We start from the raw sequence: 13,951 nt of genomic DNA, 5'->3' as shown, positions 1-13,951 counted from the left end.
AACAGTGCCCACGAACCGCTACGAAACCTGCGCCGAGGCGGCAAGATAGTCTCATGGCTCATCCACGTGCAGGCCAACTGGCCGACCCCTCGGACTTGATCAATATCGATGAAGTTCTCGGCGCCTATTACGACAAAGTGCCTGATCCCACCAACCCCGACCAGATGGTCTCCTTCGGGACCTCCGGTCATCGTGGGTCAAGTCTCGATACTGCGTTCAACGAAGCGCATATCGCGTCCATCACCCAAGCAATCATCGAGTACCGCGCCGGTCAGGGCACCACGGGTCCCCTGTTCATCGGCAAGGACACCCACGGGCTTTCGCTGCCTGCCTGGAAGACCGCCATCGAGGTGCTGGTCGCCCAAGGCATCGAGGTACTCGCCGAGCGCGAGGACGAGTACACTCCGACCCCCGCCGTGTCGCGAGCGATCATCCGCTACAACCGCGAGCATGCCGGTGGGCCCCAGGCCGACGGCATCGTCGTCACCCCGTCGCACAATCCCCCACGCGATGGCGGCTTCAAGTACAACCCGCCCAATGGTGGCCCCGCTGACACCGATGCCACCGGCTGGATCGCCGACCGTGCCAACGAACTGCTGGCCGACTTCCGGACGATCGCCCGGGTGCCCTACGAACAGGCCGCCGGCAAGGTCGTCCGCTTCGACTACCGCACCCCGTACTGCACCGAGCTGGCCCTGGTCGTCGACATGGAGGCGATCAGGACGTCCGGGCTGCGGATTGGTGCCGACCCGATGGGCGGCGCCTCGGCGCAGTACTGGGAGTACATCTCGGAGAACCTGCTGCCCAATCTGACCGTCGTGAACAAGGTCATCGACCCGACCTGGTACTTCATGACACTCGACACCGATGGCAAGATCCGGATGGACTGCTCCTCGCCGAACGCGATGGCGTCCCTGGTGGCCAACCGCAACGCCTACGACATCTCGACCGGCAATGATGCGGACTCCGACCGGCACGGCATCGTCACTCCCGACGCCGGCCTGATGAACCCGAACCACTACCTGGCGGTGGCCATTCAGTACCTGTTCGGCAACCGCCCGGGCTGGCCCGCGAGTACCGCGATCGGCAAGACCCTGGTCTCCAGCTCGATGATCGACAACGTCGCCAATCTCCTCGGACGCACACTGATCGAGGTGCCGGTCGGCTTCAAGTGGTTCGTTCCCGGCCTGATCTCGGGCGAGCTCGGATTCGGCGGCGAAGAGTCCGCGGGAGCCTCCTTCCTCGAATTCGACGGCTCGACGTGGACGACCGACAAGGACGGCCTGATTCTCGATCTGCTGGCCAGCGAGATCACCGCCAAGACCGGCAAGACACCGTCGCAGCACTACGACAGGCTCGTCGATCAGTTCGGCACGTACTTCTACGCACGCATCGACGCCGAGGCCAACCGCGAGCAGAAGGCCCGTCTCAAGGCGCTGGCGCCCGACGACATCAAGGCCGCGGAACTGGCCGGTGATCCGATCACCCACGTCTACTCGCATGCTCCGGGCAACAACGCAGCCATCGGCGGCATCAAGGTGACCACCGACTCCGGCTGGTTCGCGGCCCGCCCGTCGGGTACCGAGGACAAGTACAAGATCTATGCCGAGAGTTTCCGCAGCGCGGAGCACCTCGCGGCGATCCAGGATGCCGCCAAACAGGTGGTTTCGGAGGCCCTCGAGGGCTGACCGGCAGGCCCAACCCAGATGTATCGTCCACAACTCACTATGAAAGAATCAGCGCATGGAAAACTCTGATCTGTTCGTTTGTATCGATCATGTCGCCTACGTCGGCCCGGACAACGAAGATGCCGTCAAGTACTACACCGAGGTTCTTGGCTGGCATGAACTGCACCGCGAAGTCAATGAAGAACAAGGTGTCTTCGAGATCATGGTCGCTCCCGCTGCTGAGCTGACCGAGCACATGACCCAGGTTCAGCTCATTCAGCCGACCCGTCCGGACGCCACCACGGCCAAGTGGCTCGAGAAGAACCGCCCCGGCCTGCACCACATGGCATGGCGCGTTGCCGACATCGACGCCGTCTCGGCGACGTTGCGTGAGCGCGGCGTCAGGCTGCTCTACGACGAGCCCCGCATCGGTACCGGCGGCTCGAAGATCAACTTCATGCACCCGAAGTCGGGCAAGGGCGTGCTGATCGAGATCGTCCAGCCGGGTACCGGTCACTGACCGATCGCTTTTGGTTGAGTGTCCGTGGGGTGTCCGAAAGGGCACCCCACAGACGTTCTTGCTAACCTCGATGGGGACGTGAGGAGATCGCGATGACCAACACTGCTGACGAGGAATACACCGAGGACACGGGCCTCAATCTGTTCGATGACAGGGCCAGCGCCGCTGGCAGTTTCCCACACGCGATGTTGGGCTACGACCGTCCGACCGTGGACAACTATGTTCGCGACATTGAGCAGCAGGTCTCCACGCTGCGCCAGCTCACCCGCCATCTACGCGCCGAGGTCGCCGCGGCCCAGCGCGAGCACGGCGACAGCGATTTCACCAGGCTGGGCTCGCACGCTACCCAGATGCTGCGGGCCGCCGAGGCCCAGGCCTCCGACCTGATCAGCAAAGCGGCCACCGAGGCAGAGCGCATCAAGGAAGAAGGTCGCCGAGTCGCTGCCGACCTGCGAGCCGCCGCGCAGACCGAAGCCGACGACATCCGCGTCGAGACGCTCAGCAACTTGCGGGACATGCGTGAGCAGCTGGACACCGAAATCTCCCAGGCTCGCGAGGCCACCCAGCGCGATTGCCAGGCGTCCATCGAGGCCGCCAAAACCCAGGCCAAGGGGTTGATCGACGAGGCATCGCACAACAGCGCCCTGGCCAAGTCTCAGGCCATCATGACCGCCCGTCAGCTGTCCGAACAGGCGGCCCGCGATGCCGAGGAGACGCGCGCCAAGGCCCGGAGCGAATCCGACGAACTGCTGCGCAACGCCAAGGCCGAATCCGACAAGCTGCTGCACGATGCCAGGACCGAATCCGACAAGCTGCTGCACAACGCCAAGGCCGAATCCGAGCGACTCCTGAATCATGCAAAGACCGAGTCCGACGAGTTGCTGCGCAAGGCACGAGCAGAGGCCGACGAGATCAAGCAGACCAGCCATGACGAGGCGCAGGCCCAGATCGGTTCGGCAAACGCTGAGGCGAAGGCAGTCGCAGAGAAGGTGGCCGCACTGATGGCGGACGCTAACGAGCAGCACGCCAAGGCAACCGCAGAGGTCGCCGAGGCCGGCAGCCAGGCGGGCAAGATCCGCGCGGATGCCATGGCTGCCGCAGAAAGCCTGCGCGCCAATGCGGCAACCGAGGCGGAAAGCCAGATCGCTGCGTCCCATCGACAGGCCACCATGATGAAGGACCGGCTCGAAGAGCAGTTCGCCTGGCGCAAGGAGCAGCTGGAGCGCGAGATCGCGGTCCTGCTGCAGCGCAAGGACTCGATCATTGCTCAGATGGCCAACCTGCGGCAGATGGCCTTGGACGCCACCAATGAGTACCCGAATGCTGATCCGTTCGCCGCGGTGGCAGCCGAGGCCGAGAGCGCTCAGGACGAGGACTCGGACTCCAACCAGCAGTGGCTGTCTCAGGCCCCCGAGCAGCCGGTCGGACAACCCAACGAGCCCACCACGGTGATCCGCACCGACCAGGACGCCTCCGCGACCGCGGTGATCCCCGAGGTCACCGGTGACGAGGACGAGTCCGCTGGAGCGAACACCACCGCCATCATTCCTGCCGAGAGCGCCGAACCCACGAAGGTAATCAAGAAGGGCTGACCGCCTTCAGAAAAGCCGGTCCTCCGCGTGGTCCAATCCGCGCAGCGCGTCGTAGTCGACCACCAGGCACGAGATGCCGCGATCGGTTGCCAGCGTGCGCGCCTGCGGCTTGATCTGTTGGGCTGCGAAAACTCCGCGCACCTCGCCCAGCAGTGGATCGCGATTCATCAGATCGAGATAGCGCGTGAGCTGCTCCACGCCGTCGATCTCGCCGCGGCGTTTCACCTCGACCGCCACATAGCAGCCGAGTTCGTCCCGGCAGAGCAGATCGACCGGGCCGATCGCGGTCATGTACTCGCGTTGCACGACGCTCCAGCCTTCACCAAAGGTCGCCGGGTTCTCGGCCAGCAACGCCTGCAGGTGGGCTTCCACCCCGTCCTTGCGAAGGCCCGGATCGATGCCCAACTCGGTGGTGTAGTCCAACTCGATCTCCCCGACGCTGATCTGCAGGAAATCGCCGCTCTTGGAGCGGATCATCCACACCTCGCGTACGCGCGGATCGATGTCGGCGGTCGTCGCACCCAGATCGGCCTGGGCAGCGGGAGTGATCGTCGTGGTGCAGGGTGGGCTCATCCAGTTCAACGGCTTGTAGGCGCGGTCGTCGGCATGCACCGAAACCGATCCGTCCGCCTTCACCACGATCAACCTGCGCGCCATCGGTAGATGAGCCGTCAACCGGCCGCCATAATCCACCTGGCATTCCGCGATCACCACACGCACGGCGTCCACCGTACCCCACCCGTCGCTCCCCCGCCTCCCCCCGTTCCCGCGCCCCGAATCCGAAGATGCGCCCGATATATCGGGCGCGGGGTCCGATTCGGGGCGCAGGAGCACGGGCCGCGCCGCGCTAAGGTGAGCGAGTGGCCAAACGTCGCAGCAAACACACTCGTGCGCCCCGCCCATTGAGGCTGGATACCTTCAACACCTCGGCGTCCAAGGCCGACGGACTGTGGGTGACGCGCCAGATCCGTGCTGAGAACGCGACGAAGACTTACAGCTGCCCCGAATGCGGCAATCCCATCCCGCCCGGCACCCCGCACATCGTGGCTTGGCCGCACACTCCCCCGATCGGGTCGACCTCGGGAGTCGACTACCGCCGCCATTTTCACAGCTACTGCTGGGAACGGAGAAGATGACGATGACACGCCTGAATGCCATCGAGATGGGCCACGGCCCGGTCCAGCTGGTCTTTGCGCACGGTGTCTTCGGTCAGGGCAGGAACTTCGGCAATGTCGCGAAGCTACTTGCCGATCAGACGACCAGCGTGCTGCTCGACCTGCCCAACCACGGCCGCTCGCCATGGACCGACAGCTTCGATTTCGACCTGTTCGCCGATCTGGTCGCCGACGAATTGCGGGCCCGAGGTGCACAGGAAGCCCCGATCACCCTCGTTGGTCACTCGATGGGCGGCAAAGTCGCGATGCGCCTCGCGCTGCGTCATCCGGAACTGCTGAGCAGGCTTGTCGTCGCCGACATGTCGCCGGTCGCCCGAAGCGGCAATGACGATTTCCAGTACCTCATCGACTCACTTCTCAGCCTCGACCTCGACCGGCTCGGTTCCCGCAAGGACGCCGACGATGCGCTCGCCGAGAAGATCCCCAATACCGCCGTCCGGGCCTTCTTGCTGCAGAACCTGCATCGCGGCACGTCGGGCGACGGCTGGCAGTGGCTGGCCAATCTCGGGCTTCTGCAGCGCTCGGTCGACAAGCTGATCGACTGGCCGCCCATCAGCGGTCAGTGGGACGGACCGGTGCTGTGGCTGCGAGGCGAGAACTCCGATCACGTTCAGCCCGGCGACGAGCCGATCATGCGGGACTACTTCCCTGCTGCCGATCTCGTCACCATTCCGGACGCCGGGCACTGGCTGCACGCCGATCAGCCCCAGGCGGTCGCCCAGGCCATCGGCGAATTCATCAGCCGAAGCTAGCCCGGGTGATCTTCGCCTCGGCGATCGGATTCGGCGAGGCATCCTGTGAAACACCACGAGAAGCGATCGTCGTGATGACCTGAAGAGAGTCGTCGTCGATCGTCCCGAAGATGGTGTAGTCGGGCGGCAACGGCGAATCGGCCCAGACAATGAAGAACTGCGAGCCGTTGGTGTCGGGGCCTGCATTGGCCATCGCGACGACTCCGGCGGTGTACTGCTCGCTGCCGGTCAGCTCGTCCGCGAAACGGTAGCCCGGACCGCCGGACCCGATGCCCGTCGGATCACCGCACTGCAGGATGTAGATGCCCTGGTCGACCAGCCGATGGCAGCTCGTGCCGTCGTAGAACCCCTGCTTGACCAGTGCCTCGAACGAGTTGACGGTACACGGCGCCTTGGCGCGGTCCATGGTGATCGCCACCGGACCGGCCGTCATGTCGAGAGTGACGGTCAGCGTCCCCGTCGCGGGCACATCGGTGGCGGGCGGCGGATCGACAGGCTTGGCGCGTTGGCCACCGGCGACGTACTGGCAGCTGACCGTCGCGTTCAGCGCGCTGGCGGCCGTCGTGCCGGTCGGCTCGCCGGATGGCGATGCGGAGGTCGCGGTCGAAGTCGCGCTGGCCGGGCTGGACGCCCCGCTCGTCTGGCCGGGCTGGTTGGCGCAGCCCGCCAAGGCCATCATCGCGCCGGCTGCCGCCACGCAGACCGCTGCCCGTCTGCTCACCGTCATATACTCGTCTCCTCTTGGGTGCTTGCTGCCGGGTAGGCTTCAGCCATGGTCCACCTCACACGTATCTATACCCGCACTGGTGATGCTGGCCAGACCCGGCTGTCCGACAACTCGGTGGCTCGCAAGACCGATCCGCGAGTTGAAGCCTACGGTAGCGTCGACGAACTCAATTCTGCCATTGGGGTCCTGCTGGCCAATCACGACGTGGACGATGACGCGCGCGGCGCCCTGCGGATCATCCAGAACGAGCTCTTCGATCTCGGTGCCGACCTGTCGAACCCGGTGGCGCCGAATCCGAAGTGGGAGCCGTTGCGCATCATCCAGCCGAGTATCGACCGGCTCGAGGCCTGGTGCGACCAGTTCAACGAAGACCTGCCGAACCTGGATTCGTTCATTCTTCCCGGCGGTTCGCCCGCCAGCGCCCAATTCCATCTGCTGCGGACGATGGCCCGCCGGGCAGAACGTCAAGCCTGGGCCGCCGCCGAGCAGTACGGAATCGAGGATGGCAGCACCGAGGCCTCGGGCGGGTTGAGCCCGCTGCCGCTGAAGTACCTGAACCGGCTCAGCGATCTGTTCTTCATCCTGGCCCGACGAGCCAATCTGCTCGCCGGGGTCACCGATGTGCTGTGGCTGCCCGGTGGGGAGCGGAATCCCGGCCGTCAGGGCACGCGGTAGGTCCACTCGTCGGCGGCAAACTTGGTGCGCACCAGTTCTGCCGCGCGGCCGAGCTGATCGTCGCTGTAGCCTGCCTCGACACAGCGATAGCGGGACGTGAAGGACGCCAGGAATGAGGCCATCACCTGATCGCGCGACATGGTGGTCTGCGAGCACATCGGATCGACCCATTTGTTGGCGCTGGCCGTGCCCTTCTTGCTGATCGGCTCCCGGCCCAGCCGCAGCACCTGCGCCAGCAGCCCCATGTCCATCGCATAGGCGCTGGTGACGTGATGCAGCACGGTGCCGTCGACGAACCGCCGCTGCGCTGCTCCACCGATCTTGCCCTTGTCGGATGCAATGTCGTTCAGCGGCAGATAGCGGGCCCGGACGCCGACCGCCGCCAGCGCGTCCAGCACCCAGGCGTCCAGGAACGCGTAGGACTGCTCGAAGCTCAGTCCCTCGGTGAGGGAGCCCGGAACCGTCAGTGAGTAGGTGATGCAGGTGCCGGGCGGCATGAACATCGCGCCGCCACCGGAGATACGCCGCACTACCCCGAAGCCGTACTTGGCGGCGTTGTCGGGATCGACCTCATTACGCACGGATTGAAACGAACCGATGACCACCGCCGGATCGTCCCACTCCCAGATCCGGAAGGTGGGGTTGCGGCGTCCCGCCCTGACATCGTCGGCGATCACCTGATCGAGTGCGACATGGGTCGCCACCGGGAGGTTCACCGGGCCGATCACGTCGAAGGTCAGGTCACCCCAGCTCGTGGTTCCCCGTGCGGCGCGACGCACCGCAATCGCGATCGAGGTGGCCAGCCCACCAGCGGATCCGGGCCACACCTTCTCGATGATCCCCGTCATCGTGCGCACATCCACATCGGCGGCCAGACCCGTCAACGCGGCGACCACCGGCGCCAACCGCTCTTCCCCTGCATCGCCGGCGCCAGCAGAACGGGCCGTCAGACTGAGCCGGGACAACTGCCGGTCAGCGATCTCGAGATCAGCGGTCACTGCGACCCCATCACTGCCCACATACTCGCCGCGCACGGTCCTCCATCCTCACTGGTTCGAGCGCCGTCAGTCGTGCCGCCGCCGGTAGTCACCTTGGCCCGGCGGCGCCGACTCCAGCCAGCTCACCAGCCCCATCGCCGAACCCTCACTGAGCGCAAGCTCCCAATTCTGCTGGGGTCTATCGGGCGGTGCCGCGGTTACGTGCAACGACAGGATCGTCGAGAACCCGTATCCGAGGTTAGCCTCCGCACTGCTGGTCTCGCGGAGCCCATTCACCTCGCATTCACCGCGGACGAACACCCGAGAAGGCCTCGGCCAGACCCGCCACAGCAAGTACCATTCAAAACGCTCGCCGGAATAGCGGGCCAGCCCGGAGCGCCAGCGCCCAGTGCCGGCCAAACGCAATCCACAATCAAAAAGACCGCCTCGGCGGCTCAGCCAGACACGGCGCGCAAAGACGATCAGCAGATAACCCAAGCCAGTCACGAGAACGACGGTGGCCAGCCAATTCAGCCACTCGGGTTCGCTCATGAGCAGAGGTTAGCGCAAATGATCATGGCGGCGCGGTGCATCTAGGGATTCCGCTTGATCAGTTCGTGGTACTTCTCGCCAGCCTTGACCTGAGACTGCAGCTTGCGGTATCGGCGGATCTCGCGTTCGTCGGCCTCGGCGGCTTGCACCTTCGCGTGTAGCGCGGCCAACTCGACCCGGGCCTCGTCCACCGAGATCTCCTCGGCCAGCTCACCGAAGGCCGACAGCACGGAGACGTGATTGGCGAATACGGACAGGAACCCCGAATCGATGGCGATGACGTGCCGCACTCCATCCGCCGTGACGACCTCGGCACCGTGCGGCACCAGCACCGCCATCAACGGCTCGTGACCGGCCAGAATGCCGATATCGCCCTCGACGGTACGCACCAGGACGCTCAGCGCGTCCCCCTGCCAGACGAGCCCGTCGGTGGCGACGAACTTGACGTTCAGTGGGCCGGAGGCCATCTCAGGCCTCTTTCTTCATCTGATCCCACTTGGCCCTCACGTCGTCCATACCGCCGACATTGAAGAAGGCCTGTTCGGGAATCTCGTCGCATTCGCCCTCGCAGATCATCTTGAATCCGGCGACGGTTTCCTCCACCGGCACCGTCGATCCGGGCACACTGGTGAACTTCTCGGCGACGTAGAAGTTCTGGCTGAGGAACTGCTGGATACGACGCGCCCGGTTCACCAGGATCTTGTCGTCTTCGGACAGTTCGTCAATGCCCAGAATGGCAATGATGTCCTGCAGTTCTTTGTTGCGCTGCAGAATCTGCTTGACCTGGGTGGCGACATCGTAGTGCTCCTGGCCGATGTACTGCGCGTCGAGAATGCGGCTCGTCGAGGTCAGCGGATCCACGGCCGGGTAGATACCGCGTGACGCGATCGCGCGGGAGAGTTCGGTGGTGGCGTCCAGGTGCGCGAAGGTCGTCGCCGGAGCGGGATCGGTGTAGTCGTCGGCCGGCACGTAGATCGCCTGCATCGAGGTGATCGAGTGGCCGCGGGTCGAAGTGATCCGCTCTTGCAGCTGGCCCATCTCATCGGCCAGGTTCGGCTGGTAGCCCACCGCTGACGGCATCCGGCCCAGCAGCGTGGAGACCTCGGAGCCGGCCTGAGTGAACCGGAAGATGTTGTCGATGAACAGCAGCACGTCCTGGTTCTCGACGTCGCGGAAGTACTCGGCCATCGTCAGCGCCGAGAGCGCGACGCGCAGGCGGGTGCCCGGCGGCTCGTCCATCTGGCCGAAGACCAAGGCGGTGTCCTTGAGGACGTCGGCGCCGGCCATCTCGTAGATCAGGTCGTTGCCCTCGCGAGTACGCTCACCCACGCCCGCGAACACCGAGGTGCCACCGAAGTTGTGCGCGATGCGGAAGATCATCTCCTGGATCAGCACCGTCTTGCCGACACCGGCACCGCCGAACAGGCCGATCTTGCCGCCCTGCACGTACGGGGTCAGCAGGTCGATGACCTTGATGCCGGTCTGCAGCATCTGGGTTTCGGGCTCCAGTTCGTCGAACGGCGGCGGATCACGGTGGATCGGCCAGCGTTCGGTGATCTGCACCGTCGCAGGGTCGGCGTTGAGCACCTCTCCGGTGACGTTCCAGACGTGACCCTTGGTCACCTCACCCACCGGCACGCTGATCGGGGCGCCACTGTCATGCACCGGCTGACCACGGCGCACACCGTCGGTCGGCTTCAGCGAGATGCAGCGCACCTGATTGTCGCCGATCTGCAGCTGAACCTCGATGGTGATCGGCCGCCGCTGGTCGCCGACCCCGGCGTCCACGGTGAGCGCGTTGTAGATCGCCGGAATGCGATCGGAGGGGAACTCGACGTCGATGACCGAGCCGATGACCCGTGTGACACGGCCGTCGCCGGTGGTCGAGCCCGACGCGGCGGAGGCGAAAGTGGTGGCTGTCATGGATTCAGCGCTCCTATCACGACGCCGACAGCGCGCCCGCGCCACCGACGATTTCGTTGATTTCCTGGGTGATCTCGGCCTGACGCGCCTGGTTGGCCTGCCGGGTCAGCTCCCGGATCAGCTCTTGGGCATTGTCAGTGGCCGAATGCATGGCCTGTTGGCGACTCGCCAGTTCGGACGCGGCCGACTGGCGGAGCATGAATTTGATCGAGTCGATGATGTACATCGGCAGCAGGGCGTTCAGCACGGTCTCGGCGTCCGGCTCGAAAGCGTAATCGGGGACCAGGCCCTCGGGGGAGGACAGATCGGGTCCGAGTTCCTCCTCGCCCTCGTCCTGGTCTGCTTCCACGACCTGCAACGGCAGCAGACGCACGATGCGCACCCGCTGCGAGACCAGCGAATTGAACTGCGTGTAGACCACGTGCAGTTCGGCGACCCCGCCCTCGTCCTGATGATGGGTCAGGAACCGTTGCATCAGCACCTGGCCGATCTCGCGGGCGTGCTCGTAGTGCGGGGCCTCACCGAATCCGTACCAGGACTGCTCGACCGGCACGCCCCGGAACGCGAAATGCTCCATGGCCTTCTTGCCCACGGTGAACAGCTGGACGGTGATGCCCTTGGACTCCAGCAGGTCGATCAGGCCCTCGGCCGCCCGGCTGACATTGCCGGGATAGGCCCCAGCCAGGCCGCGGTCGCTGCTGATCACCAGCACCGCCGAACGCTTGCGTTCACGATGCTCGCGGGTCAGCGGATGCTCCACCTGGGCGAAGGTGGCTACCGCGTTGACCGCACGGTGCAGCTCCAGGGTGTACTCGCGAGCCGACTGTGCCTTGAGCTCGGCGCGGTTCACCCGTGAGGCGGCGATGAGTTCCATCGCCTTGGTGATCTTCATCGTCGCGGACACCGAGTTGCGACGTTCCCTCAGTTCGCGCAGCGTTGCCGCCATGGATCATCAGCCCCGATTCCGCTTGACGATCTGCTGCTGCTCGATGTCGGAATCGGTGACCTCGTCGGCATCGGGCTCCCCCAGCAGGACGCCCGAGGCGGTACGGAAGGTCCTCTTGAACGACGCGATCTGCGCGCCGGCGAGCTTGAACTCGGCGTCGCCCACCGTTCCCGTCTGTGCGATGGTGGTCAGCAGATCGGAGTTGTGCCGCAGGTAGTCGAGGAACTGCTCCTCGAAGCGCTGGACGTCTTCGACCGGTACCTCGTCCAACTGGCCGGTGGTACCGGCCCAGATGACGGCCACCTGCTCCTCCATCGGCATCGGGCTGTACTGGGGCTGGCGAAGCAACTCCATCAACCGCGCGCCGCGCTCCAGCTGACGCTTGGAGGCATCGTCGAGATCGGAGGCGAACATCGCGAAGGCCTGCATGTCGCGATACTGCGCCAGCGAGATCTTCAGGGTGCCCGACACCTTCTTCATGGCCTTGGTCTGAGCTGCGCCGCCCACCCGAGAGACGGAAATGCCGACATCGACGGCGGGTCGCTGGTTAGCGTTGAACAGATCCGACTGCAAGAAGATCTGGCCATCGGTGATAGAGATCACGTTCGTCGGGATGTAGGCCGAGACATCGTTCGCCTTGGTCTCCACGATCGGCAGACCGGTCATCGAGCCGGCCCCCAGCGCATCGGAGAGCTTGGCGCAGCGCTCCAGCAGACGGGAGTGCAGATAGAAGACGTCGCCGGGATAGGCCTCGCGGCCCGGCGGGCGGCGCAGCAGCAACGACATCGCTCGATAGGCCTCGGCCTGCTTGGTGAGATCGTCGAAGACGATCAGCACGTGACGGCCCTGGTACATCCAGTGCTGCCCGATCGCCGAACCGGCGTACGGCGCGATGTACTTGAAGCCCGCGGGGTCGGATGCCGGAGAGTTCACGATCACGGTGTAGTCCATCGCGCCGCGCTTGCTCAGCGTCTCGTGTACCTCGGCGACCGTGGAGTTCTTCTGCCCCACCGCGACATAGATGCAGCGCACCTGCTTGGTCGGGTCACCGGTCTCCCAGTTCGCCTTCTGATTGAGGATGGTGTCGATGGCGATCGCTGTCTTGCCGGTCTTGCGGTCGCCGATGATCAGCTGGCGCTGACCTCGACCGATCGGGGTCATCGCATCGATGGCCTTCAGCCCGGTCATCAGCGGCTCGTTGACCTCCTGGCGGTCCATGACGCCGGCGGCCTGGAGTTCCAGCGGACGACGTTCGGTCGCGCCCTGAATCGGTCCTTCACCGTCGATCGGGTTGCCCATCGCGTCGACAACGCGTCCCAGGTAGCCGTCGCCGACCGGAACCGAGAGGATCTCGCCGGTGCCGACGACCTGCGATCCCTCCTCGATGCCGTTCGAGTCTCCCAGGACGACCACGCCGATCTCGCGGGCCTCAAGGTTGAGTGCGATACCGAGCGTGCCGTTCTCGAAGCGCAGCAGCTCATTGGCCATCGCCGACGGCAGGCCATCGACCCGGGCGATACCGTCACCCGAGGTGATGACACTTCCGACTTCTTCCCGGGCCGACTGAGTAGGTTCGTACTTCTGCACGAACTCGTTCAGCGCATCCCGGATCTCGTCGGGGCGAATCGTCAGTTCCGCCATCGCGGTCTCCACTCCTTGTTTTCGCGTCAGCCGATCAGGCGACGAGCTTGGTTGAGTCTGGTTTGGATGGTGCCATCGATGATCTCGTCGCCCACCTCGATACGTACTCCACCGAGTACTTCGGGATCGACGTCGACCCGGACATCGATCGCGACACCATAGATGCGCACCAACTGAGCTTTGATGCGGGCAAGCTGATCGGCGGTCAGTGGACGCGCCACGCTCACCCTGGCGATCGTGCTGGCCTGCACCAATGCGGCCAGCTCGACATAGGAATCAAGGGTCTTCACCAGTGGCCGGCCGCGCACGGCCAGCGCACGATGAATCAGCGCCAGCGTCTGCGGACGCACCTTGGTGCTCGCCAGCGTGTCGACGAGCTCCTGCCGGGCGGCCAGATCCACCCGCGGATCGGTCAGCGTGACCTGCAGCCTCGGATCGGCCTCCACGGTACGGGCGAAACGGAACAACTCTTCGGCCACCGCGTCGATCTCGCCGTCGTGCTGCAGGACGGCCCGGATGGCGATCCGTTCGACGAGCGCCTCAAGATCGCTGGGCCCCTTGCTGCGCGCGGCGGCGGCACCGACCAGTTCGGCGACCTTGGCGCTCACCCGTCCGCTCAGCAAGGTGGCTGCCAGCTGGGCACGCTCGTCGCCGCGCAGCGCGGGATCGCTGAGCGCGCCGCGCAGCCGGGGCTGGTCGCCCAATGCGGCACTGACCGCGACGAGTCCGTCGGTATCGGCCTGCTCCAGATTGAGCCCATCGGCCATGGTGTCCAGTTCGCGTACGCGAGTCTCCGCTTCCATC

14 protein-coding genes and 1 pseudogene are annotated in these 13,951 nt (G+C 65.1%); 6 read left to right on the top strand and 9 right to left on the bottom strand.

Annotation, left to right across the window (positions count from 1 at the left end):
- Window positions 1–53 precede the first annotated feature (53 nt).
- The 3 genes and pseudogenes from pgm to QUE25_RS14945 all read left to right on the top strand — a co-directional run.
- Window positions 54–1,688, top strand: a complete 1,635-nt coding sequence (gene pgm, locus QUE25_RS14105; protein WP_286266097.1) for a phosphoglucomutase (alpha-D-glucose-1,6-bisphosphate-dependent) — start codon at window positions 54–56, stop codon at window positions 1,686–1,688.
- A gap of 55 nt (window positions 1,689–1,743) precedes the next feature.
- Window positions 1,744–2,187, top strand: a complete 444-nt coding sequence (gene mce / locus QUE25_RS14100; RefSeq protein WP_286266095.1) for a methylmalonyl-CoA epimerase — start codon at window positions 1,744–1,746, stop codon at window positions 2,185–2,187.
- 92 nt (window positions 2,188–2,279) lie between these two features.
- Window positions 2,280–2,709, top strand: a pseudogene (locus QUE25_RS14945) (DivIVA domain-containing protein); the annotation flags it as partial.
- A gap of 1,076 nt (window positions 2,710–3,785) precedes the next feature.
- On the opposite strand, the gene nucS reads toward QUE25_RS14945, so the two are convergent.
- Window positions 3,786–4,499 (bottom strand): endonuclease NucS, encoded by a 714-nt coding sequence (nucS, locus tag QUE25_RS14090; protein WP_286268587.1) that lies wholly within the window; start codon window positions 4,497–4,499, stop codon window positions 3,786–3,788.
- Between the two features lie 140 nt (window positions 4,500–4,639).
- Here nucS and QUE25_RS14085 point away from each other — a divergent pair, with 140 nt between their 5' ends.
- Together QUE25_RS14085 and QUE25_RS14080 are read left to right on the top strand one after the other, a co-directional pair.
- Window positions 4,640–4,915, top strand: coding sequence for a hypothetical protein (locus QUE25_RS14085; RefSeq protein WP_286266091.1), 276 nt, complete (start codon window positions 4,640–4,642; stop codon window positions 4,913–4,915).
- 2 nt (window positions 4,916–4,917) lie between these two features.
- Window positions 4,918–5,706, top strand: coding sequence for an alpha/beta fold hydrolase (locus QUE25_RS14080; protein WP_286266089.1), 789 nt, complete (start codon window positions 4,918–4,920; stop codon window positions 5,704–5,706).
- Here the strand turns inward: QUE25_RS14080 and QUE25_RS14075 are convergent.
- The gene (locus QUE25_RS14075) at window positions 5,693–6,433 is read right to left on the bottom strand and encodes a peptidylprolyl isomerase (RefSeq protein ID WP_286266087.1); all 741 of its coding nucleotides are present in this window, start codon (window positions 6,431–6,433) and stop codon (window positions 5,693–5,695) included. The two genes, QUE25_RS14080 and QUE25_RS14075, sit on opposite strands and share 14 nt — an antisense overlap.
- A 45-nt stretch (window positions 6,434–6,478) precedes the next feature.
- Between QUE25_RS14075 and QUE25_RS14070 the strand changes: the two genes are divergently transcribed.
- Window positions 6,479–7,108: a cob(I)yrinic acid a,c-diamide adenosyltransferase gene (locus QUE25_RS14070; RefSeq protein WP_286266085.1), complete on the top strand. Its 630-nt coding sequence runs from the start codon at window positions 6,479–6,481 to the stop codon at window positions 7,106–7,108.
- On the opposite strand, the gene QUE25_RS14065 is transcribed toward QUE25_RS14070, so the two are convergent.
- From QUE25_RS14065 to atpH, 7 genes are read right to left on the bottom strand one after another with little or no spacing between them, the layout of a single operon-like run.
- Window positions 7,093–8,142 (bottom strand): lipoate--protein ligase family protein, encoded by a 1,050-nt coding sequence (locus tag QUE25_RS14065; RefSeq protein WP_286266083.1) that lies wholly within the window; start codon window positions 8,140–8,142, stop codon window positions 7,093–7,095. The genes QUE25_RS14070 and QUE25_RS14065 overlap by 16 nt on opposite strands.
- Window positions 8,143–8,172: 30 nt before the next feature.
- Window positions 8,173–8,637, bottom strand: coding sequence for a DUF2550 domain-containing protein (locus QUE25_RS14060; protein ID WP_286266081.1), 465 nt, complete (start codon window positions 8,635–8,637; stop codon window positions 8,173–8,175).
- A gap of 41 nt (window positions 8,638–8,678) precedes the next feature.
- Window positions 8,679–9,104, bottom strand: coding sequence for a F0F1 ATP synthase subunit epsilon (locus QUE25_RS14055; protein ID WP_286266079.1), 426 nt, complete (start codon window positions 9,102–9,104; stop codon window positions 8,679–8,681).
- Window position 9,105: 1 nt separating this feature from the next.
- Complete coding sequence (atpD, locus tag QUE25_RS14050) at window positions 9,106–10,560, bottom strand: F0F1 ATP synthase subunit beta (protein WP_286266077.1); 1,455 nt, start codon at window positions 10,558–10,560, stop codon at window positions 9,106–9,108.
- 16 nt (window positions 10,561–10,576) lie between these two features.
- Entirely contained in the window at window positions 10,577–11,506 is a 930-nt protein-coding gene (locus QUE25_RS14045) for a F0F1 ATP synthase subunit gamma (protein ID WP_286266075.1), read from the bottom strand.
- A gap of 6 nt (window positions 11,507–11,512) precedes the next feature.
- The gene (atpA, locus tag QUE25_RS14040) at window positions 11,513–13,147 is read right to left on the bottom strand and encodes a F0F1 ATP synthase subunit alpha (protein ID WP_286266073.1); all 1,635 of its coding nucleotides are present in this window, start codon (window positions 13,145–13,147) and stop codon (window positions 11,513–11,515) included.
- 26 nt (window positions 13,148–13,173) lie between these two features.
- Window positions 13,174–13,950 carry an ATP synthase F1 subunit delta gene (gene atpH / locus QUE25_RS14035; protein ID WP_286266072.1) on the bottom strand — a complete coding sequence of 259 codons (777 nt, stop codon included), beginning with the start codon at window positions 13,948–13,950 and terminating at the stop codon, window positions 13,174–13,176.
- Window position 13,951: the final 1 nt, after the last annotated feature.

The sequence above is a fragment of the Brooklawnia propionicigenes genome (assembly GCF_030297015.1).
GTDB lineage: Bacteria > Actinomycetota > Actinomycetes > Propionibacteriales > Propionibacteriaceae > Brooklawnia > Brooklawnia propionicigenes.
This window is presented reverse-complemented; position numbering and strand designations above follow the sequence as displayed.